The sequence below is a fragment of the Pseudoroseomonas ludipueritiae genome (assembly GCF_014490445.1).
In the GTDB taxonomy this organism is placed as follows: Bacteria; Pseudomonadota; Alphaproteobacteria; order Acetobacterales; family Acetobacteraceae; genus Pseudoroseomonas; species Pseudoroseomonas ludipueritiae.
This window is the reverse complement of sequence record NZ_JACTUZ010000077.1, coordinates 1-19,406: the sequence shown is the minus strand read 5'-3', so window position 1 is coordinate 19,406 and position 19,406 is coordinate 1. Positions and strand designations below refer to the sequence as shown.

Below are 19,406 nucleotides of genomic sequence, written 5' to 3'. Positions count from 1 at the left end.
GCGCGCCGCCCGGCAGCCCGACGCGGCCTGAGCCGCCGCGGCGCCGGCGGCCCTTACCGAAGGCGACGCCCGCGCCCATCTCGCCGAGCAGCACCGCAAAGGATCGCGCCTCATGAGCATGACCGCCGCCGCCCCGCATAAAGTCGCTGTCATTGTCGGCAGCCTGCGCCAGGGTTCCATCAACGAGCAGCTCGCCCGCGCCCTGGCCAGGCTGGCCGCGCCGGCGATGGAGCTGACCATCGTCCCCATCGGTGGCCTGCCGCTCTACAACCCCGATATCGATGGCAGCACCCCGGCGGCGGATGCCTTCCGCGCGGCGGTGGGCGCGGCGGATGCGGTGCTCTTCGTGACGCCGGAATACAACCGCTCCATCCCCGCGCCGATGAAGAACGCACTGGACTGGGGCTCCCGCCCCTATGGCAAGGCCTGCCTGGCGGGGAAGCCCGCGGCCAGCATCGGCGCCTCCCCCGGCGCGGTGGGCACGGCGGCGGCGCAGCAGCAGATGCGTGCCGTCATGACGGTGCTGGACATGCAGGTGCTGGGGCAGCCCGAGGTTTATATCCAGTTCAAGGAAGGGCTGGTGGACGCGGAGTTCAACATCACCAACGAAGGCACCAAGGCCTTCCTGACCGGCTTCCTGGGCCGTTTCGCGGGCTGGATCCGGCAGCAGGGCCTGCGCTGAGGCGCGGCGCCGGGGCGCTTGCATGGCTGGGGGGCGGTGCTGCCGGTTGGCGCATGACGCCCCCTTTTGCTATACGCCCCCACGGACCGCCGGCCCCCGTTCCCGGCGTCGATAAGGATTCCCGCATCATGGCGCGTCGCCGGCAGCTCTATGAAGGTAAGGCCAAGGTCCTGTTCGAGGGCCCGGAGCCCGGCACGCTGGTGCAATACTTCAAGGACGACGCCACCGCCGGCAACGGCACCAAGAAGGGCATCATCACCGGCAAGGGCGTGCTGAACAACCGCATCAGCGAGTACCTGATGCTGCGCCTGGGCGAGATCGGCGTGCCCACCCATTTCATCCGCCGCCTGAACATGCGCGAGCAGCTGATCCGCGAGGTGGAGATCATCCCGCTGGAGGTGGTGGTGCGCAACGTGGCGGCGGGCTCGCTCTCCACGCGCCTCGGCATCCAGGAAGGCACGCGCCTGCCGCGCTCGATCGTCGAGTATTACTACAAGAACGACGGCCTCCAGGACCCCATGGTCTCGGAAGAGCACATCACCTGCTTCGGCTGGGCCTCCACGCAGGACCTGGACGACATGGTGGCGCTGGCGCTGCGCATCAACGACTTCCTCTGCGGGCTCTTCCTCGGCGTCGGCATCGTGCTGGTGGACTTCAAGCTGGAATTCGGCCGCCTCTATGAGAACGACGAGATGCGCGTCGTGCTGGCCGACGAGATCAGCCCGGACAATTGCCGCCTCTGGGACGCCAAGACCGGCGAGAAGATGGACAAGGACCGCTTCCGCCGCGACCTCGGCAAGGTCGAGGAAGCGTATCAGGAAGTCGCCTCCCGCCTCGGCATCACGCCCGAGGCCGGCGCGCGCGACATGAAGGGCCCGGAGGTCATGCAATAATGAAGGCTTATGTGACGGTCATGCCGAAGAACGGCGTGCTGGACCCGCAGGGCAAGGCCATCGGCCATGCGCTGGGCACCCTGGGCTTCCAGGGCGTGGGCGAGGTGCGGGCCGGCAAGGTGATCGAGCTGGAACTGGCCGAGACCGACCCGGCCAAGGCCCGCGCCGTGGCCGAGGACATGGCCCGCCGCCTGCTGGCCAATACCGTCATCGAGTCCTTCAAGGTCGAACTGGCCTGAACGGGCACAGCCGGGGAGGCATGGGCACATGGTGAAAGCCTCCCTGCTGCTGATGCTGCTGCTGACCGTGCTGATCGGCATGGGCCTGCGCTGGCGCGAGAACCGCCTGGGCAACCCCGCCCTGACGGCCGAGCGCCGCGCCCGGCAGCAGCGCATGGGGCTGGTGGCGCGCGGCAAGGCGGGCATCGACCGCTGGGTCACCGCCGCCGCCATCGCCGCCGTGGCCACCATCGTGCTGATCGGCGGCCTGCACTGGATCCGCGTATGGTTCGGATAACCCGCAGCCTGCTGCCCATGCTGGGGCTGGCCGCCGTGGCCCTGGCCGTGATCGCCGCCCTGCCGGGGCGCGACCCGGGCCTGCCGCGCATCCAGTCCGGCGCCAATTCGCCCGCCGCCACCCAGGCCGGGCCGCTGGCCAACCTCTGCCACGGCTGGGGCAGTGCCCGGAAGGACTGCGCCGCCTTTGTCGGCCACTTCATCCGGAACCTTTCCGAACGCGAGCCCGCCCTCGGCCTCTGCCTGCCGCCCCCCGCCCCACTGGCGGAATGGGCCGCCCTGGCGCTGAAGGACACCCCCGCCGACGCCCCCTGGGCCCCGGTGCTGGAAACCGCCCTCACCACCGGCCGCACGGCACCGCCCCTGCCCTGCGCGCCCACCCCCTCCCCCGACGCCGCCCCTGCCACAGAGGCCCGCCCGACATGAACGCCGCCATCATCATCTTCCCCGGCACCAACCGGGAACGCGACATGGCCATCGCCCTGCAAAAGGCCAGCGGCCGCAAGCCCGCCATGGTCTTCCACACGGAAACCAGCCTGCCCGCCGGCACCGACCTCGTGGTGCTGCCCGGCGGCTTCTCGCACGGCGACTACCTGCGCTGCGGCGCCATGGCCGCACGCTCCCCCATCATGTCCGCCATCCACGACCACGCGGCGCGCGGCGGCCATATCCTCGGCGTCTGCAACGGCTTCCAGATCCTGGCCGAATCCGGCCTCCTCCCCGGCGCCCTGCTGCGCAACGCCTCCCTCCGCTTCCTCTCCATGGACTGCAACCTGCGGGTGGAGCGCACCGACACCCCCTTCACCAGCCAGTGGCAACAGGGCGAAATCTTCCGCGCGCCCATGGCCCATGGCGACGGCAACTACTTCGCCGACGACGCCACCCTGGACCGCCTGGAAGGCGAAGGCCGCGTGGTCTTCCGCTACGTGGACGCCGAAGGCCAGCCCACCGAGGCCGCCAACCGCAACGGCGCCCGCAACAACATCGCCGGCATCGTCTCCGAGAACCGCCGCATCCTCGGCATGATGCCCCACCCCGAGGACCTGGTGGACCCGCTGATGGGCGGCGAGGACGGCCTGCCCCTCTTCCGCTCCATCACCGAAACCCTCGCCACCGCCTGACCACCGCCGCGCCGCGCCCCCGCCACCACCGGGGCGCGCGCAGAGCGCGCAAATCTTGGTGCAAAGCGCGCGGCAGGTGAAACAACTGTCATCCCTCAACGGTTATGCCCACGCCGCCTGATCACCAGGCGTGTTGAACAGAACCGTTGAAAGGACGACCCATGCCGCTGCTCCTCTGGTTCCTCGGCGTCCCGGGCATCATCGTCATCCTGCTCTGGGTCACCGGCGTCATCGGCTTCTGAAGCCACGCCCGCCGCGCCGGCCCCACCGCCGGCGCGGCCCCCCCGGCGCCCTCAGCGCCGCTCCGCATCCTCCCGCGCCATGCGCGCCCGCACGCCGCCTTCCACCCCGGTCGGCACCCCCTGCTCGATCGGCTCGTAAATCGCGCCCACCCGGTCCGGCGCCGGCGGCGCCGATTCCATGCTGCCGTGGAAGGCATCCGCCCCCAGCCGCTCCACCAGCGCCGGCATCACCTGGTGCGCCAGCACCGCCCCCTCCGCCTTGAAGCCCACCGGAATCTCCCGCCGCGGATACAGCGCGGCATGAATAACGGCATCCACCGTATCCTCCGGCCCATCCATCGGCCGGATGCGCGGGGAACGGCCGCTGTAATTCGCCGCCACCTCCCACCACGGCGTATCGATGCCCCAGGGCAACACCGTCGCCACCTGGATGCGCGTCTGCCCCGCCAGCCGCAGCTCCTGCCGCAACGCATGGCCCAGCCCCAGAATGGCGTGCTTCGTGGCCGCGTAACTGGCCTGGTACGGCATGGCCAGGTGGCTCTCCACCGAGCCCACATTCACCAGCACCCCATGCCCCTGCGCGCGGAACTGCCGCAGCGCCGCATGGCTGCCATAGATCACGCCCTTCAGGTTCACATCCACCGTGCGGGCATGGTCCTCCACCGGCACATCCTCGAACCGCCCAATCACGCCAATGCCCGCATTGTTCACCCAGACATCGATATGCCCGAAGCGCCCTACCGCCTGCTCCGCCAGCCGGCGCACCGCATCAGGGTCCGACACATCGGTCGGCACCACCAGCGCCTGCCCGCCCGCCGCCCGCACCTCGGCCGCCACTTCCTCCAGCACCGCCGCCCGCCGCGCCGCCAGCACCACGCTGGCGCCATAGCCGCCCAGCTTCACCGCCACCCCGCGCCCCAACCCGCTGGACGCCCCGGTGACGACGAACACCCGCCCCGCCACCTTCCGCTGCCCCTCCTGCGCCGAAAGCGCACCCCCCGCCGCGCAGCCGGAGAGCACGAAAGCCCCCACCGCCAACACGGCCAGCGGCGCCGCCAGGGGCGCCAGCGGCAGCAACGGCAACAAGGACAGCAACCCAGGGCCGGAACGGGAATGAGACGTCATGGGCGCGCGATCCTTCCTCGATCAGCCCCCGCGAGAGCAGGGGCACCGGATCACAGCTAGGCCCACCCGCCCGTTGCGCTAGGCGCGCCGCCGGTCACAGGGCGCGGCGCAAGTAGTGACAAAATCAGGCATAGCGAAGAGAGGCAACAACGCGAATATTTGTTTTATCCAGCTACAAACACCATTTTCTATATTCCATTTTTTGCGGAAACGACGAAATTTATTTCATTTTGGATTATAAATTTAAATAGAACGCTTCAGCTAGGCTAATTTCAGTCAAAGCTTTAGACTTATGAATGCGCAAATTTGGTATGGCAGGACCTACATGGACCCTACAATTCAAGCTGCAATTTATGGCGGAGCCGTTCAAGGGTTAGCTACAGTAGGAGCTGCTATCTTTGCACTACGAGCATGGAGACATAACACTTTAGGAACAAGGCAGGTCCAACTCGCTGAGGAATGCCTTACTTTACTTTGGGAACTCGATAAAAGTATAAAAGAGGCCCGCATGGCATTTCCCTCGGGATTCAGCGGTCAGTCCAATCGGGAAATAGGACCTGCTTACTATATATCTCGAGCGCCATTCTATCAAGACGCCAATATTAAATTCCAGAATGTCAGAAATAACTTCCGCTCATTCAGGGAAAAATTTATACTTTCTGAGTTTTACATTGGAAGAATGCCTCTAGTTTCCTTCAAGGGGGAGTCTAGATGGTTCAAAATGGACTACTCTATAGTGGACGAGTATGATGAGTTAATCGGACAACTTGGACTTTATCTGGATGAGGGTCTTCCAGATTTCTTGAAGACTAGGACAGCAACCCCTGCGGAAGCCGACAAAATTGCGAGATCTAACAACTTATATTTCGGCTTTATGTACGAATATGAGGAAGATGAATATACAAAAAGACTTAATAACGTCAAGAATGTCTGCGCGAGAAGAATAAGATCTATTCTTAGAAAAAGAACTTTTTTTGGCTCTTTTATTGATTTTGCTGGAGACAAAATTACAGATTACTTGGACAGTAGGTTTAAACCTACCATGACGCGAAAAAAATAAGCGCTCATTGGCCTTGACGAAAGGGCGAGAATATGTGATATTATTCCTATGGATGTTCCGCGTGGTCCACACTCTCTGCCGAACCTCATCACTGACTTACAATGGTCTGCCCTCCTCCCCTACCTCCTTCCCCGCGCGCCGCAAGGCCGTCGCATGGAGGAACACCGGAAGCGGATGGAGGCCATCTTCTTCATCGCCACCTCCACCCTCCCGTGGTGCGCGCTCCCCGCGCGCTACGGCAAGGCCGATACCGTCTCCGCTACTTCCGCCGCCTCACCCATGCCGGGCTATGGCAGAAGCTGCTGCACGCACTGGCGGAAGCCGCGCCCTGCCACCCGCTGCGGCAGCTTGAGGAAAGAATTCTCCGCGCCTGCCGCCGCGCGCACCGCATCCTCGGCCTGCCCTTCCTCGTGCTCATCCGCCGCCTCAACCTGCGCCGCGCCCTGCCCGGCCCGCCTTGGCTGCTGCCCGATCCGCTTTTGTCCGAAACCCTGGCTGGCGTAAAAATCGCCCCGCCGCCATCGGGCGAATACGGGCACAAAACACGCCATGCCCGCCTGCTGGCCGCCCTGCGGCGCCTGCACCGGGATGCCGCCGGGCGCCGCCGCATCCCCCGTTCCGTGCGGCTCGCCTGGGCATGAACCCCGCCATGCCAAAACCACCCCTGGACAACGGGCGCGCGGGTGTTGACAAGGCAGGCATGTCGACGCCCGTCCTCCTCGCCCCCGACCGCGCCAAGCAACTCGCCGCCGAATTCGGCCTGAAGCCGGATGAGTATGAGCGTGCCCTGGCCATCCTCGGCCGCACTCCGTCGTTGACGGAGCTTGGCATCTTCTCGGTCATGTGGTCCGAGCACTGCTCCTACAAGTCCAGCCGCTACTGGCTGAAGCAGTTGCCCACCAAGGCCCCCTGGGTCATCCACGGCCCGGGCGAGAACGCGGGCGTCATCGATATCGGTGAAGGCCTGGCCGCCATCTTCAAGATGGAAAGCCACAACCACCCCTCCTTCATCGAGCCCTACCAGGGCGCCGCCACCGGCGTCGGCGGTATTTTGCGCGATGTCTTCACCATGGGCGCCCGCCCCATCGCCAACCTCAACGCGCTCCGCTTCGGCGACCCCTCGCTGCCCAAGACGCAGCAGGTGCTGGATGGCGTGGTGCGCGGCATCGGCGGCTACGGCAATTGCGTCGGCGTCCCCACCGTGGGCGGCGAGGTCAATTTCCACCCCGCCTACAACGGCAACCCGCTGGTCAATGCCATGACCGTGGGCATCGCCCCCAAGGACCGCATTTTTCTCAGTGCCGCCGCCGGCATCGGCAACCCCGTGGTCTATGTGGGTTCCAAGACGGGGCGTGACGGCATCCACGGCGCCACCATGTCCTCCGCCGAATTCAGCGCGGATTCCGAGGAAAAGCGCCCCACCGTCCAGGTCGGCGACCCCTACTCGGAAAAGCTGCTGATCGAGGCCTGCATGGAACTGATGGCGACCGATGTCATCGTCGCCATCCAGGACATGGGCGCCGCCGGCCTGACCTCTTCCAGCGTGGAGATGGCCGGCAAGGGCGGCGTCGGCATCGAGCTGAACATGGAACTGGTGCCGCAGCGTGAGGAAGGCATGTCGGCCTACGAGATGATGCTCTCGGAAAGCCAGGAACGCATGCTGATGATCCTGAAGCCGGGTCAGGAGCACATCGCCGAGGCCATCTTCCGCAAGTGGGAGCTGGATTTCGCCGTCATCGGCCACCTGACCGACACCGGCCACATCGTCATCAAGCACAATGGCGTGCTGGAAGCCGACATCCCCCTCGCGCCCCTGGAATCCGAGGCGCCCCTCTACCAGCGCCCGACGGCCGAGACCCCCAAGCAGCCCATCCTGAACCACGCCGATATCCCCAGCCCCATGGGTATCGGGGAAGCGCTGGTGAAGCTCGTCGGCTCCCCCGACCTCTGCTCCCGCCGCTGGATCTGGGACCAGTATGACAGCACCGTGGGTGGCCAGACCGTGAAGCGCCCCGGCGCCGCGGATGCCGCCATCGTGCGGCTGGAGGACACCAACCGCGCGCTCGCCATGACCACCGACGTCACCCCCCGCTATTGCGCGGCGGACCCGGAGGAAGGCGGCAAGCAGGCAGTCGCGGAAGCCTGGCGCAACATCACCGCCACCGGCGCCAAGCCGCTGGCCATCACGGACAACATGAACTTCGGCAACCCCGAGAAGCCGGAGATCATGGGCCAGTTCGCCGCCGCCGTGCGCGGCATGGGCGCGGCCTGCATCGCGCTGGACTTCCCGGTCGTCTCCGGCAACGTCTCCCTCTACAACGAGACGGAAGGCAAGGGCATCCTGCCCACCCCCGCCATCGGCGGCGTGGGCGTGATCGAGGATGTCTCCAAGGCCATCGGCTACGCGCTGCGCGAGGACCAGGAGCTGGTGCTGGTGGGCGAGACCGCCGGCTGGCTCGGCCAGTCCCTCTGGCTGCGCGAGATCGCGGGCCGGGAGGAAGGCGCCCCCCCGCCGGTGGACCTCGCCGCCGAGCGCCGCACCGGCGACTTCATCCGCGAGAACATCCTCTCCGGCCGCATCGCCGCCTGCCACGACGTGGCGGATGGCGGGCTGCTGGTGGCCCTCGCCGAGATGGCGATGGAGGGCGAGACCGGCATCGCCCTGGCCGCCGCCCCGCAGCACATCCCCGCCCATGCCTTCTGGTTCGGTGAGGACCAGGGCCGCTACGTGGTCGCCACCGCCGATGCCACGGCCTTCATCCAGGCGGCCAAGGCGGCGGGCCTTCCCGCCACGCGCATCGGCCGCAGTGGCGGCAAGGCCTTGGTTCTGCCGGGTGGCGAGTCCATATCGCTGGATGAGCTCCACGCCGCGCATGAAGCCTTCCTGCCGGCGTTGATGGCCCGCTAAAATGGAACCCGGTGGGCAGCCCCCGCGCTGCCCGCCACCCCTGCTCTGGAGTGGAACACGCGCGATGGCGATGCAGCCGGCGGAAATCGAGGCCTATATCAAGGCGGCCCTGCCCGATGCCCAGGTGGTCATCCAGGACCTGGCCGGGGATGGCGACCATTACGCCGCCTCCGTGGTCTCGGAGGCTTTCCGCGGCAAGTCGCGCGTGCAGCAGCACCAGCTTGTCTATGCCGCCCTGCAGGGCCGCATGGGCGGTGAGCTGCATGCCCTCGCGCTCCAGACCTCAGCCCCGTAAGGACCGCTTGCGATGAGCAACCCCGTCTTCGACCGCATCCAGGCCGAGATCACGGAGAACCCCGTGGTGCTCTACATGAAGGGCACCCCGGTCTTCCCGCAATGCGGCTTCTCGGCCCGCTCGGTGCAGGTCCTGTCCCACATGGGCGTGCCCTTCAAGGGCGTGAACGTGCTGGAGGACCCCGAGATCCGTGAGGGCATCAAGTCCTTCACCAACTGGCCGACCATCCCGCAGCTCTATGTGAAGGGCGAGTTCGTGGGCGGCTGCGACATCATCATGGAGATGTTCCAGTCCGGCGAGCTGGCGACGCTGCTGGACGAGAAGGGCATCCCCCACCAGGCCGCCGCCTGATGCTTCCCGGGGGGTGGTCCGCTGCCCCCCGCCGGCCGCCGCCAACCCTGGCGGCCCTGATGCGTTGCCGAGGCAATTGGCCCGAGGCGCGCATTCCATGACCAGCCACAATCTCCGCACCGTCCTCAACCTGGTCCTGCCCATCCTGCAGCCGGTGATGGGGGCCCTGGCGCCGGTCTTCGGCATCGGCATGACGATGCAGGAGATGTCGGCCCGTTCCGAGACGCCCATCACCCCTTCCGGCTATGCCTTCTCCATCTGGGGGGTGATCTTCGCGCTCGCCATCGCCTGGGGCATCTGGCAGGCGCTGCCGGCGGGGCGGGAGAGCGTGGCGGCGCGGCGGCTGGGCTGGCCGCTGGCGGGCGCCTTCGCCTGCTCCAACCTCTGGATGCTGCTCTCGCAGCTCACCGGCAATGGCTGGCACCTGGTGGTGGTGATCCTGGTGCTGCTGGCCTGTGTGCTGACGGCCTTCTTCATCGCACGCACCGAGCCGCGCCAGGGCTGGGTGGATGCCTGGATCATCCATCCCCTCACAGGTCTCTTCGCCGGCTGGGTCTCTGCCGCCACCTTCGTCAATATCGCCGGCGCGGCGGTGCTGTCCGGCATCATCGGGAACGGGGGCATGGCCGGCAGCCTCGCCGCCATCCTGATCCTGCTGGCGGCCGCTGGGCTGGCGCTGGGCGTGCTCTGGACCGCGCGCGGCGCGCCCTGGTACGCGGCGGCCTTCGCCTGGGCGCTGCTGGGCATCATCGTCGCCAATACGGTTGACCGTGACCTGAACCTGCTGGTGGCTGTGGTCGCGGCGGCTTTGCTGGTGGTGGTGGTGGCGCTCTCCTGGCAGCGGGCGCGCATGCAGTGCCACCGCCTGCCGGTCTGAGGGCGGCGCCACAGGCCCGGCCGCCGCGTGAAAAAAGCCCATGGTCTGGCCCGACCTTTTCCCGGCCACGGGCGTTACTTCAGCCACCACCCAGCGCAAGGCCTGAGCCTCCATGCCGGACTCGCCGTCACGCCAGCCCAATGCCAATACCGCTACGGCCTCCGCTTCCGGCATCTCCCCCATCGCGCCCCTGGGGCGGGGCGCGGCCAAAGTGATGCCGCCCGCCATGCCGGATACCCGCAGCCTGACGACGCTGGCGGGCGCCGTGGTCATCGTGGCCGGCCTTTACCTGGGCCGGGACGTGCTGATCCCGGTGACGCTCGCCTTCCTGCTCTCCCTGGTGCTGTCGCCGCTGATCCGCCTGCTGCGGCGCGCCCGGCTGGGGCGGGTGCCCTCGGTCATCCTGGCGGTGTTCATCGCGCTGGGCGTTCTGCTCTCCATCGGCGGCGTCATCGGCAACCAGCTGGCCGAACTGGCGGATGACCTGCCGCGCTACCAGTCCACCATCAGCCGCAAGCTCGATACCTTGCAGGACATGACCATTGGCCGCCTCAACGCGGTGGTGGACCGGGCCGGCCGAGACTTCCGGCACAACCCACCGCCGGCGGCCCAGCCCACCGTGCCCAGCATCCGGCCCGAGCCGAGCCAGCCCGCCGCCCCTTTGCCGGTGGAAGTGCACCAGCCGCAGCCCACGCCGCTGGAGATGATGAAGATCTATCTCTCCCCGGTGCTGAGCCCGCTGGCGCATCTCGGCATCATCCTGATCGTCACGATCTTCGTGCTGCTGCAGCGGGAGGATCTGCGTGACCGGCTGATCCGCCTCTTCGGCTCCAGCGACCTGCACCGCACCACCGTGGCGATGGACGATGCCGCCTACCGCCTCAGCCGCTATTTCCTGACGCAGGTGGCCATCAACGCCGCCTTCGGCTGCACCATCGCCCTGGGCCTGCTGCTCATCGGCCTGCCCAGCCCCATCCTCTGGGGCATCCTGGCGGGGCTGCTGCGCTTCGTGCCCTATGTCGGCGCCATCCTGGGCGCGGTGCTGCCGGTGGCGCTGGCCGCCGCGGTGGACCCCGGCTGGTCCATGATGATCTGGACCGCCGCCCTCTTCCTCGCCATCGAGCCCTTCATCGGCCATATCGTCGAGCCGCTGGCCTATGGCCATTCCACCGGCATGTCCCCGGTCTCGGTGGTGCTGGCGGCCATTTTCTGGAGCTGGATCTGGGGCCCGATCGGCCTGCTGCTGTCCACGCCGCTGACGCTCTGCCTCGTGGTGCTGGGGCGGCATATCGACCGGCTGGAATTCCTGGATGTCATCCTGGGCGACCGCCCGGCCCTGACGCCGGTGGAGAATTTCTACCAGCGCACCCTGGCCGGCGACCCGGACGAGGCGCAGGAACAGGCGGAGCTGCTGCTCAAGGACCGTTCCCTCTGCTCCTATTACGACGAGGTGGCGGTGAAGGGCCTGCATCTGGCCGCCGCCGATGTACGCCGCGGCGTGGTGACGCCGCAGCAACTGGAGCGTATCCGCGAGGCGGTGATCGACCTGCTGGAGGGCCTGCAGGACCATACCGATGTCGAGCCCCCGCCGCCGCCGCCGCCGTCGCAGGGCGCCAGCCGCATGCTGCGCCTTTCCAATTCCGAGCAGAAGCTGCCGCGCGAGCCCAGCGCCAAGCTGCCCGAGCCGGAGGAGATCCCGGAGCCCTGGCGGCAGGAAGGCGCCATCCTCTGCGTCGCCGGGCGCGGGCCGCTGGACGAGATCTCGGCCATGCTGCTGGCGCAGATCCTGCGCAAGCATGGCCTGGGCGGGCGGGTGGTGCCGCATCAGGCGGCCTCCCGCCGCGAGATCGGCACGCTGGAGATGACTGGGGTGCGCATGGTCTGCGTCTGCTCGGTGGAGCTGCAGGGCACGCCGTCGCGGCTGCGCTACCTCCTGCAGCGGCTGCGCCGCCGGGCGCCGGAGGTGCCGATGCTCGCCGGCATCTGGCAGGATGACGATCCCGCGCTGAGGGATGACGAGTTGCGCCGCACCCTTGGGGCGCGCTTCCTGGTCTCCTCCCTACGTGAGGCGGTGCTGGCCTGCGCCCGCGTGGCGCGGGAGGAATTTCCTGATGACGTGCCGCCGCCGCAGGCTTCGGGCGATAGCCGGGCAGTGCCCGCCGAAGCCATGGCCCGCCGTGCGTGAACCTCCTTAGGAGAAGAGAGCGATGGCCGATCTGATCGTGGTGGGCTTCGAGAAGCCCGACGAAGCCGACAAGGTGCTGCTGCGGCTGGCGCAGCTGCGGCGCGAATACCTGATCGACCTTGAGGATGCGGTCGTGGTGGTGCGCGACGAGCACGGCAAGCTGCACCTGAAGCAGAGCTTCAACCTGCCGGCCATCGGCGCCACCTCCGGCCTGACCTCGGGCGGCCTCTGGGGCGCGCTGCTGGGGCTGCTCTTCGCGAACCCGCTGGCGGGCTTCGTGCTGGGCGGCGCCATCGGGGCCAGCACGGGCGCGATCTCCGGTTCGCTGATGGATTACGGCATCGACGACGATTTCATCCGCTCTCTGGGCGAGACCATCCCCGTCAATTCCTCGGCGCTCTTCGTGCTGGTGCGCAAGGCGCAGCCGGAGAAGGTGCTGACGGAACTGGCCAATGTGAAAGGCCGGGTGCTGCGGACCTCGCTCTCGCCCGATCAGGAGAAGCGGCTGCAGGAGGCGCTATCCAACGGCGGCGGGGCAGCGGCCTAGATCAGCGGCGCCATCGAGCGGTGGCGTCGTGGGCATGAAATGCCGCTGCGCCTGCGCCACGAGCTGCGGCAAGGTCACGGCACTGGCCCGCATCACCGGGGTCACGCCGGGCAGTGGCAGTGGCCAGTCATTCCGCGGTGGTGGTGCATGGGTGGCCACCAGCACCGGCACAATCGGATGCGCCCGGCTGCCGGCATGGAAGTCGCGCAGGTCGAGGGCATAATCCTCCGTCTGGCGCAGATCCTCCACACGGAAGGAGGTGGCGCCGTGCTTGAACTCCAGCACCAGAATGGCGCGGTCGGTCAGCAGCACCGCGTCGATGCGACGCTCCAGCCGCAGCAGGTCGTATTCCAGCAGGATGTGCCAGTGCTCGCCGCCCGGCTGCAGAACGGCTTCGCGCAGGCTGTGCAGGCTGGCGGCCCAGGAGTCGATCTGCTCAGGCCCCACACCACGGAAGCGGCGGGACTGGGTGACAGCCAGTTTGGCCGCCAGATCCCCTGGCTTCGCGGCCCGGAGCTCCTGCCCGGTGCATGCGAGCCAGGCCCTCATGCGCGGCGCTTCTCCGGCCAGGTCGCGAGGCCGATGCTGGCCAGCATCAGCGCCAGCCCGAGCAGGTGGAAGCGGGAGAAATGCTCGCCCAGCACCAGCACCGCCAGCACGGCGGAGGTGGCGGGCAGAAAGGTGGTGAAAATTCCGGCGACGCCGGCCGGGGCGCGCAGCAGCCCGGCATACCAGAGCAGCAGGCAGAGCACGCTGGCGGTGATGCTATGGAAGACCAACAACCCGGCGATGGCAGGCTCCGCCAGCGCCGCCGCCGCCCCCAGCACCGGCAGGCAGAAGGGCAGCAGCATCCCGGCGGAAAACAGCTGCATCCAGAAGGAGGCCGTCACCACCGGCAGATGGCCGGAAAGGCGCTTGGCCAGCAGCACATAGGCGCCTTCCCCGCAGACGGCGATGAAGATCAGTGCATTGCCCAGCAGGCTGCCGCCGGAGGAGGCCTCGGTGCGGGCCAGGGTGATGGCGGCCATGCCGCCCACCGCCAGCGCCGCCGCCCCCCATTGGCGCGGCGCCAGCCGTTCCCGCAGCCAGAGCGCGGAGCCGAGGGCGATCACCGCCGGCAGGGTGGCCAGCACCAGCCCGGCCTCCAGCGCCGTGGTGAAGCGCAGACCGGTGAGCAGCGCCGCGTTGTAGAGCAGCGTGCCCAGCGCCGCCTGCAGCGCCAGGTTGCGCAGCGCGGCGGGAGACGGCCGCACCCGCCCTTCCCGCAGCCGCGCCAGCGGCCAGAGGATGACGCAGGCCAGCAGGCAGCGCAGGCCGACGATCAAGGCGATGGGCAGGGCATTGGCCAGCAGCTTGGCCACCGCCACATTGGCCCCCACCAGCGCCATGGAGCTGGCGAGCTGGGCATAGGCTGTCAGCATGCGGCGGGCTCTGGCGCCCCTGCCCGGGCCAGCCCGCGGCACATCATGGTTGGCACGGCGTCAGCAGCCCCGCATTCCTGAACTCGAAGAAAAAAGAAGGGGTCCGGGGAATTCATTCCCCGGCCTTCAGTCCCCTTCCTGCCGGAAAGGCGAGAGGCTGGCCAGTTCCGCCATATGCTCCAGCATGGCGGGCCGTTCCTGTTCCAGGAACTCCGCCACCGCGCGCCGCAGCCCGCCATGCGGGATGAAATGGGCGGAATAGGTGGGCGAAGGCAGGTAGCCGCGCTGGATCTTGTGCTCGCCCTGGGCACCGGCCTCGACGCGGGAAAGGCCATGGGCGATGGCGAAGTCGATGGCCTGGTAATAGCAGAGTTCGAAATGCAGGAAGGGCGCCTCCACCAGGGAGCCCCAGTTGCGGCCATAGAGGGCATCCTTGCCCATCAGGTTCAGGGCGCCGGCCACGGGCTCGCCATCGCGTTCCGCCACCATCAGCACCACGCGGTCGCCCAGGCGCTCGGCCAGCAGGGGCCAGAAGCGGGCGGTCAGGTAGGCGCTGCCCCATTTCCGGTCCACCGTGTCCATGTAGCACTTGTGGAAGGTCTTCCAGTGCCGCGGCGTGATCTCGGTGCCGCGCAGGGCGCGGAAGGTCAGGCCTGCGGATTGCGCGTCCCGCCGCTCCCGCCGGATGCTCTTGCGCTTGCGGGAAGACAGGGCGGCGAGGAAGCCCTCGAAATCGGCATAGCCGTTGTTGTGCCAATGGAACTGGGTGCCGAGGCGGCGCAGCCAGCCGGCCTCGCCCAGGGTGTTCCACTCGGCTTCGGTGCAGAAGGTGACGTGGCAGGAGGACAGGTCGAGCGCCTCGGTCGCCTGCGCCAGCGCGCCGGCCAGGGCGGATTGCAGGGTGGCGTCCCGCGCCAGCAGGCGGGGGCCGGGCACCGGGCTGAAGGGGGAAGCCACTTGCAGCTTGGGGTAGTAGCGCCCCCCCGCACGCTCGAAGGCATTGGCCCAGGCGTGGTCAAAGACATATTCGCCATAGGAATGACCCTTGGCATAGGCGGGGGCCACGGCCACCAGCCGCCCCGCCGGGTCGCGCAGCGCGGCATGCTGCGGCAGCCATCCGGTGCGGGCGCTGGCGGAGCCGGATTCCTCCAGTGCCAGCAGGAAGGCATGGCTGACGAAGGGATTGCCGTCACCGGCGCAGGCATCCCATTCCGCGGCTGGGATCTCGGCGATCGCCGGATGCAGCCGCAGGGTCAGTTCGGTCTGGTGGTCTGCCATATCGGAAGAGATATGGCGGCTCAGCGCCGGCTGTCACCACCAGGGCGGCAGGCTTCGGCGGTGGCGCCAGCCAGCCGCAGCATGCGCCGCGCGGCGATGGTGGCGCCGGCCGCGCCGCCGACCACCTTGGAGGCCAGGCCATGGACCACCTGCTCGGCCCCGGCCTCGGCCACCAGATCGGCCCCGGCGGTCAGGCCGGCGGAGACCGTCAGGCGCCGCAGCAGCCGCCAGAGCATGGCGGCGCCGGGGCGTAGCCCATGCAGCACCGCCACCTGCCGCATCAGCCGCAGGCCCAGCAGCGACATGGCCGCCGCATCCATGGCCGGCGAGGGCAGGATGGCCGTGACCACGAAGACCTGCCGGGCGGATTGCCAGCCCAGCGCCTTCACCCGCGCATCCAGCACCGGCAGCAGGGCGGTGTTCATCAGGCCCAGGGCTTCCTCCAGCGTGGTGGCGCGCAGCATCTGGGCGGCGGCAGGCACGGCTTCCGGCACGCGCTTGCCCACGTCCTGCGCCCATTGCAGCAGGGCTGCGGGCGGGGCGGCGGTGCCGGGGGTGGTGCGCAGGTCCCGCGCCAGTTGGTCCAGCGCCTTCAGGCGGCGCAGGGCACGCCATTCACGCCCCAGCGCCAGCAGCACCGCGCCGCCGGCGCCCGCGCCCAGCGCCGCGCCAAGCCAGCCCAGCACCGGGGAGGTGGCGAAAAGGTCCCGCAGCATCAGCGCGAGGCCGAGCCCGAAGGTGCCCAGCACCAGCGCCGCCCCCGCCCCCGCCAGCAGCCCCAGCGCCCCGAACCAGGAGGGCGGCTTCTCCATCGGCCGGTCGATCACCGCCGGCACGCCATGCTCGATGGGGCCGCCGAAATCGAGGTCCAGCAGCTCCGGGCCGAGTTCGGGCGGCGGTGGGGCGGCGGTGGCGGTGCGGGTGGGCTGAGGGGCTTCGGGCTCGTCAGCCCAGCCGGGGGTTTGCGGGGTCACAGGGCATCCTCCAGCAGCCAAGCCAGCAGCGTGTCCAGGCCCAGATGGGGCAGGCCGTCCCGGCCATCGGGGTCGATCAGCGGGGGGCGCAGGGCAGGCAGTTCGAAAAAGGGCCGCGACCAGAAGGGGTCGCCCGGCGGCGGCGGGGCGGAAGGGATATGGCCGGGGCGGAAGGGACGGCGCCGTTCCTCGCCCAGCGGCACGCCCAGCACCACGGGCAGGCCGTCATGCGTGGCATCCTCGGTGCAGCGCAGGGCGGCGATGGCGCGGTGGCTGGTGGTGCGGCGGTCCTCGCCGGCCGTGGCCATCATGGCGGAGAAGAGGCTTTCCAGCGCCGGGCGCTGGGCGGCGGGCACATGGTCCGCCTTGCTGGCCACGAAACCCACCCGCTTCAGGGTGGAGAGGCCCAGCCAGCGGGAGCGGGAGCGCGCGTCATAGGCCGCCGCGATCTGCGCCACGGCATGGCGGGTATCCTCGAAGGCCCCCTGCCCGGCCCAGAGCGCGCCCAGCACATCCACCAGCACCACCTGCCGGTCGAAGCGGGCGAACCATGGGTCGAAGAAATTCTGCCGCATGTCGTCGCGATAGGCGACGAAGCGCCGCGCCAGCAGGTCCCGCAGGCTGCCGGAAGGCGCCGGGCCATCCCCGGGCAGGGGGAAGAACCACATCATCGGGCTCTCGCCGCGCGGGCCGGGGCGCAGGAAGCGGCCGGGCTGCAGCCAGCGCAGGCCGAAGCGGTCCCGCGCCTGCTCCAGCAGCGTCAGGTACAGGCGGTAGCCGCGCCGGGCCACGGCCTCATCCGCCGGGGCGGCGGGGTCCAGGGCGGCGACGAAATCCAGGAACTCCCCCGCCACCGCCGCGCGCGGCTCGGCCCGCAACAGGGCCAGGGTGGCGGCGGACCACTGGGCAAAATCCTGGTCCAGCAGCGGCAGGTCCAGCAGCCATTCGCCGGGATAATCCAGCAGGTCCAGCCGCACGCGGCGGGAGCCCAGCAGGCGCATCGGGCCGCTGCGGCTGAATTCCAGCGTCAGGCTGGCGCTGGCGAGGTCGCTGGTGCGCGGCGGCCAATGCGGGCGCGCACCGGCGAGGTCGCGGATCTTGTCGGCGGCATCGAACCAGTCCAGCGCCTGGGTACCGGCAGGCTCCAGCCGCACGCCGCGCAGCACCGTGCCCTGGCGTTCCAGCAGCGCGGAAAGCGCCGGCAGGGTCTGCCGCCCCCGCCCCATGGCCAGCAGATTGGCGATGAGCGAGGTGATGAAGACCGTCTTGCCGGAGCGGCTGAGACCGGTGATGGCGACGCGCAGCGTGGTCTCGTTGAGCAGCCGCTCGGCCTCGTCGGCCATGTCGGTGACGAGGCGGACGGCGCCGCTGCTCAGTTCCTCGCCGATCCTCAGCAGTCCGGACACGCATTCACCCCCGCTTGCAGGCCGCCGCAGATGTGCGGATGCGAGAGGCGCGCGGCAAGGCTCAGGCGGCGGCGAAGCGCTTCATGTAGAAATACTTGGCCTGGCCGGGGCGTGGGTAGTCCGGCAGGGTGCCGATGCGGTGGTAGCCCTGCTTCTCGTAGAAGCCGGCGGCCTGGAAGCTCAGCGTGTCCAGGTAGCTGCCGACGCAGCCGCGTGCCCGTGCCTCCTCCTCCGCCGCGCCCAGGATGCGGGCGCCCTGCCCGCCGCCGCGCAGGTCCTCCGGCAGATAGAAGGTATCGACATAGAGCCAGCCATAGCGGGTACGGCCGGTCAGGCCGCCCCGCACCGCGCCGGAGGCCGGGTCCCGCACCACGACGGAGAGCGGCCGGCTCTCCGGCGCCCCGGCGAAGCGGGCATTGTGTCCCAGCAACCCTTCCAGCAAGGCCTGCCCGATGGCGGGGTCGGCGCTGTCGGTGACCTCCAGTTCAGCGAGCATCATCAGGCGATCTCGAACATGCCTTCCACCTCGACCGCCGCATCCCCAGGCAGGGAGGGCACACCAATGGTGGAGCGAGCATGCCGCCCGGCCTCGCCGAACACTTCCACCGCGAGGTCGGAGGCGCCGTTCATCACCAGCGCATGCTGGGTGAATTCCGGCCCGGCGGCGATGAAGCCGCCCAGGCGCACCACGCGCTTCACGCGGTCCAGGTCGCCCACCGCCGCCTTCACCTGCGCCACCACATTGATCAGGCAGATGCGGGCGGCCGCCGTGGCCTGCTCCACCGAGACCCCGGCGCCGACCTTGCCGGTGCAGGCGATCTTGCCCTCCACCAGCGGGATCTGGCCGGAAACCACCAGCAGGTTCGGGCCGGCGAAGTTGAAGCCGACATAATTGGCAATGGGCGCGGCCGGCGTGGGCAGCGTGATGCCGAGCGCGGCAAGGCGCCCTTCAACGGTTCCGGTCATGAGGCGCTCCTGAGGCAGAAGAGGTCAGCGAGAAAGGGGTTCAGCCCACCAGCCGCAACCGGCCCCGCCGGGCGGCCGGGCTGGGCTTGGCGGGCAGCGCCAGCGGCAACTGCGGCGCATCGGCCCGCACGGGGGCGGTGCCGGTGGCGCAGTCTTCCTCGGACGGGTCGGGCCAGAGGTGGCGGGCCTCGGCGCCATCGAGATAGGCGAAGGCGAGGCGGCGGAAGGCCCAGTCCAGCACCGAGGTGGCGCGGCGGATCTCCGGGTCGCCTTCCACGGTGCCGCAGGGGCCGCCCTGGCCATAGGCCACGGCCTGCACATAGTCCGACAGCGGCATGCCGCGCGCGAGGCCGAGGTTCACCACATGCACGAAGCTGTCCATCAGCCCGCGGAAGGCGGCGCCATCGCGCGCCATGGCCAGGCCGATGCTGGCCAGGCTGCCATCGGGTGCCTCGGTCGTGGTCAGGGTCACGCGGTGGCCGGCCAGGGTCACGCGCCAGAGCTGCCCACGGCCCGTGGCCGGGCGTGGCGGCGGCAGCGGGCGGGCCGGCTGCGGCTGC

The 19,406-nt window shown here is 69.0% G+C and carries 22 protein-coding genes and 2 pseudogenes; 15 read left to right on the top strand and 9 right to left on the bottom strand.

Annotated features, from left to right (window positions below; all coding sequences use genetic code 11):
- Nucleotides 1–112: 112 nt before the first annotated feature.
- From IBL25_RS16000 to purQ, 6 genes are all read left to right on the top strand, one after another.
- Nucleotides 113–682, top strand: coding sequence for an NADPH-dependent FMN reductase (locus IBL25_RS16000; protein WP_238940473.1), 570 nt, complete (start codon nt 113–115; stop codon nt 680–682).
- A gap of 128 nt (nt 683–810) precedes the next feature.
- Nucleotides 811–1,575: a phosphoribosylaminoimidazolesuccinocarboxamide synthase gene (gene purC, locus IBL25_RS15995; RefSeq protein WP_187779538.1), complete on the top strand. Its 765-nt coding sequence runs from the start codon at nt 811–813 to the stop codon at nt 1,573–1,575.
- Nucleotides 1,575–1,814 (top strand): phosphoribosylformylglycinamidine synthase subunit PurS, encoded by a 240-nt coding sequence (gene purS / locus IBL25_RS15990; protein ID WP_187779537.1) that lies wholly within the window; start codon nt 1,575–1,577, stop codon nt 1,812–1,814. The genes purC and purS overlap by 1 nt, the downstream gene beginning before the upstream one ends.
- Nucleotides 1,815–1,842: 28 nt before the next feature.
- The gene (locus IBL25_RS15985; protein ID WP_187779536.1) at nt 1,843–2,091 is read left to right on the top strand and encodes a hypothetical protein; all 249 of its coding nucleotides are present in this window, start codon (nt 1,843–1,845) and stop codon (nt 2,089–2,091) included.
- On the top strand, nt 2,079–2,516 hold the full coding sequence (locus IBL25_RS15980) for a hypothetical protein (RefSeq protein ID WP_187779535.1): 438 nt from the start codon (nt 2,079–2,081) through the stop codon (nt 2,514–2,516). Before IBL25_RS15985 ends, IBL25_RS15980 begins: the two co-directional genes overlap by 13 nt.
- Nucleotides 2,513–3,211: a phosphoribosylformylglycinamidine synthase subunit PurQ gene (gene purQ, locus IBL25_RS15975; protein WP_187779534.1), complete on the top strand. Its 699-nt coding sequence runs from the start codon at nt 2,513–2,515 to the stop codon at nt 3,209–3,211. The genes IBL25_RS15980 and purQ overlap by 4 nt, the downstream gene beginning before the upstream one ends.
- A 293-nt stretch (nt 3,212–3,504) precedes the next feature.
- Here purQ and IBL25_RS15970 read toward each other — a convergent pair whose 3' ends face one another.
- Nucleotides 3,505–4,578, bottom strand: coding sequence for an SDR family oxidoreductase (locus tag IBL25_RS15970; protein ID WP_187779533.1), 1,074 nt, complete (start codon nt 4,576–4,578; stop codon nt 3,505–3,507).
- 325 nt (nt 4,579–4,903) lie between these two features.
- Here IBL25_RS15970 and IBL25_RS15965 point away from each other — a divergent pair, with 325 nt between their 5' ends.
- The 9 genes and pseudogenes from IBL25_RS15965 to IBL25_RS15930 all read left to right on the top strand — a co-directional run bounded on the left by IBL25_RS15965 (nt 4,904) and on the right by IBL25_RS15930 (nt 12,801).
- Nucleotides 4,904–5,638, top strand: coding sequence for a hypothetical protein (locus IBL25_RS15965; RefSeq protein WP_187779532.1), 735 nt, complete (start codon nt 4,904–4,906; stop codon nt 5,636–5,638).
- A 48-nt stretch (nt 5,639–5,686) separates the two neighbouring features.
- Nucleotides 5,687–5,836, top strand: a pseudogene (locus IBL25_RS27600) (transposase); the annotation flags it as partial.
- Nucleotides 5,837–5,853: 17 nt separating this feature from the next.
- A complete protein-coding gene (locus tag IBL25_RS26955; RefSeq protein ID WP_238940472.1) occupies nt 5,854–6,279 on the top strand; it encodes a transposase in 426 nt (141 codons plus the stop codon).
- A 59-nt stretch (nt 6,280–6,338) separates the two neighbouring features.
- Nucleotides 6,339–8,546 carry a phosphoribosylformylglycinamidine synthase subunit PurL gene (gene purL / locus IBL25_RS15955; RefSeq protein WP_187779530.1) on the top strand — a complete coding sequence of 736 codons (2,208 nt, stop codon included), beginning with the start codon at nt 6,339–6,341 and terminating at the stop codon, nt 8,544–8,546.
- 64 nt (nt 8,547–8,610) lie between these two features.
- Complete coding sequence (locus tag IBL25_RS15950) at nt 8,611–8,841, top strand: BolA family protein (RefSeq protein ID WP_120639218.1); 231 nt, start codon at nt 8,611–8,613, stop codon at nt 8,839–8,841.
- Nucleotides 8,842–8,853: 12 nt separating this feature from the next.
- A complete protein-coding gene (grxD, locus tag IBL25_RS15945) occupies nt 8,854–9,192 on the top strand; it encodes a Grx4 family monothiol glutaredoxin (protein WP_187779529.1) in 339 nt (112 codons plus the stop codon).
- A gap of 97 nt (nt 9,193–9,289) precedes the next feature.
- On the top strand, nt 9,290–10,069 hold the full coding sequence (locus tag IBL25_RS15940; protein ID WP_187779528.1) for a hypothetical protein: 780 nt from the start codon (nt 9,290–9,292) through the stop codon (nt 10,067–10,069).
- A gap of 112 nt (nt 10,070–10,181) precedes the next feature.
- Nucleotides 10,182–12,254 carry an AI-2E family transporter gene (locus tag IBL25_RS15935; RefSeq protein WP_187779527.1) on the top strand — a complete coding sequence of 691 codons (2,073 nt, stop codon included), beginning with the start codon at nt 10,182–10,184 and terminating at the stop codon, nt 12,252–12,254.
- A 22-nt stretch (nt 12,255–12,276) separates the two neighbouring features.
- Nucleotides 12,277–12,801 (top strand): DUF1269 domain-containing protein, encoded by a 525-nt coding sequence (locus IBL25_RS15930; protein ID WP_187779526.1) that lies wholly within the window; start codon nt 12,277–12,279, stop codon nt 12,799–12,801.
- On the opposite strand, the gene IBL25_RS15925 is transcribed toward IBL25_RS15930, so the two are convergent.
- From IBL25_RS15925 to IBL25_RS15890, 8 genes and pseudogenes are all read right to left on the bottom strand, one after another.
- On the bottom strand, nt 12,772–13,350 hold the full coding sequence (locus IBL25_RS15925; RefSeq protein ID WP_187779525.1) for a hypothetical protein: 579 nt from the start codon (nt 13,348–13,350) through the stop codon (nt 12,772–12,774). The two genes, IBL25_RS15930 and IBL25_RS15925, sit on opposite strands and share 30 nt — an antisense overlap.
- A complete protein-coding gene (locus IBL25_RS15920) occupies nt 13,347–14,222 on the bottom strand; it encodes a DMT family transporter (RefSeq protein WP_238940471.1) in 876 nt (291 codons plus the stop codon). The genes IBL25_RS15925 and IBL25_RS15920 overlap by 4 nt, the downstream gene beginning before the upstream one ends.
- Before the next feature lie 126 nt (nt 14,223–14,348).
- Nucleotides 14,349–15,500, bottom strand: a complete 1,152-nt coding sequence (locus IBL25_RS15915) for a GNAT family N-acetyltransferase (RefSeq protein WP_187779524.1) — start codon at nt 15,498–15,500, stop codon at nt 14,349–14,351.
- Between the two features lie 20 nt (nt 15,501–15,520).
- Entirely contained in the window at nt 15,521–16,474 is a 954-nt protein-coding gene (locus tag IBL25_RS27595) for a DUF697 domain-containing protein (protein ID WP_187779523.1), read from the bottom strand.
- Nucleotides 16,471–17,880, bottom strand: a complete 1,410-nt coding sequence (locus IBL25_RS15905) for a YcjX family protein (RefSeq protein ID WP_367615621.1) — start codon at nt 17,878–17,880, stop codon at nt 16,471–16,473. Before IBL25_RS15905 ends, IBL25_RS27595 begins: the two co-directional genes overlap by 4 nt.
- Before the next feature lie 61 nt (nt 17,881–17,941).
- Nucleotides 17,942–18,379 (bottom strand): GNAT family N-acetyltransferase, encoded by a 438-nt coding sequence (locus IBL25_RS15900; protein WP_238940470.1) that lies wholly within the window; start codon nt 18,377–18,379, stop codon nt 17,942–17,944.
- The gene (locus IBL25_RS15895; RefSeq protein ID WP_120641133.1) at nt 18,379–18,846 is read right to left on the bottom strand and encodes a RidA family protein; all 468 of its coding nucleotides are present in this window, start codon (nt 18,844–18,846) and stop codon (nt 18,379–18,381) included. Before IBL25_RS15895 ends, IBL25_RS15900 begins: the two co-directional genes overlap by 1 nt.
- Before the next feature lie 40 nt (nt 18,847–18,886).
- Nucleotides 18,887–19,406, bottom strand: a pseudogene (locus IBL25_RS15890) (hypothetical protein); the annotation flags it as partial.

What these genes read in the sequence shown, in the direction of transcription:
- IBL25_RS15940 (WP_187779528.1), top strand. Translation starts at nt 9,290, where the DNA reads ATGACCAGCCACAATCTCCGCACCGTCCTCAACCTGGTCCTGCCCATC.
- IBL25_RS15930 (WP_187779526.1), top strand. Translation starts at nt 12,277, where the DNA reads ATGGCCGATCTGATCGTGGTGGGCTTCGAGAAGCCCGACGAAGCCGAC.
- purQ (WP_187779534.1), top strand. Translation starts at nt 2,513, where the DNA reads ATGAACGCCGCCATCATCATCTTCCCCGGCACCAACCGGGAACGCGAC.
- IBL25_RS15985 (WP_187779536.1), top strand. Translation starts at nt 1,843, where the DNA reads ATGGTGAAAGCCTCCCTGCTGCTGATGCTGCTGCTGACCGTGCTGATC.
- IBL25_RS15970 (WP_187779533.1), bottom strand. Translation starts at nt 4,578, where the DNA reads ATGACGTCTCATTCCCGTTCCGGCCCTGGGTTGCTGTCCTTGTTGCCG.
- IBL25_RS15935 (WP_187779527.1), top strand. Translation starts at nt 10,182, where the DNA reads ATGCCGGACTCGCCGTCACGCCAGCCCAATGCCAATACCGCTACGGCC.
- IBL25_RS15920 (WP_238940471.1), bottom strand. Translation starts at nt 14,222, where the DNA reads ATGCTGACAGCCTATGCCCAGCTCGCCAGCTCCATGGCGCTGGTGGGG.
- purL (WP_187779530.1), top strand. Translation starts at nt 6,339, where the DNA reads ATGTCGACGCCCGTCCTCCTCGCCCCCGACCGCGCCAAGCAACTCGCC.
- purS (WP_187779537.1), top strand. Translation starts at nt 1,575, where the DNA reads ATGAAGGCTTATGTGACGGTCATGCCGAAGAACGGCGTGCTGGACCCG.
- IBL25_RS15965 (WP_187779532.1), top strand. Translation starts at nt 4,904, where the DNA reads ATGGACCCTACAATTCAAGCTGCAATTTATGGCGGAGCCGTTCAAGGG.
- purC (WP_187779538.1), top strand. Translation starts at nt 811, where the DNA reads ATGGCGCGTCGCCGGCAGCTCTATGAAGGTAAGGCCAAGGTCCTGTTC.
- IBL25_RS15950 (WP_120639218.1), top strand. Translation starts at nt 8,611, where the DNA reads ATGGCGATGCAGCCGGCGGAAATCGAGGCCTATATCAAGGCGGCCCTG.
- IBL25_RS15980 (WP_187779535.1), top strand. Translation starts at nt 2,079, where the DNA reads ATGGTTCGGATAACCCGCAGCCTGCTGCCCATGCTGGGGCTGGCCGCC.
- IBL25_RS15900 (WP_238940470.1), bottom strand. Translation starts at nt 18,379, where the DNA reads ATGATGCTCGCTGAACTGGAGGTCACCGACAGCGCCGACCCCGCCATC.
- grxD (WP_187779529.1), top strand. Translation starts at nt 8,854, where the DNA reads ATGAGCAACCCCGTCTTCGACCGCATCCAGGCCGAGATCACGGAGAAC.
- IBL25_RS15915 (WP_187779524.1), bottom strand. Translation starts at nt 15,500, where the DNA reads ATGGCAGACCACCAGACCGAACTGACCCTGCGGCTGCATCCGGCGATC.
- IBL25_RS16000 (WP_238940473.1), top strand. Translation starts at nt 113, where the DNA reads ATGAGCATGACCGCCGCCGCCCCGCATAAAGTCGCTGTCATTGTCGGC.
- IBL25_RS15925 (WP_187779525.1), bottom strand. Translation starts at nt 13,350, where the DNA reads ATGAGGGCCTGGCTCGCATGCACCGGGCAGGAGCTCCGGGCCGCGAAG.
- IBL25_RS15895 (WP_120641133.1), bottom strand. Translation starts at nt 18,846, where the DNA reads ATGACCGGAACCGTTGAAGGGCGCCTTGCCGCGCTCGGCATCACGCTG.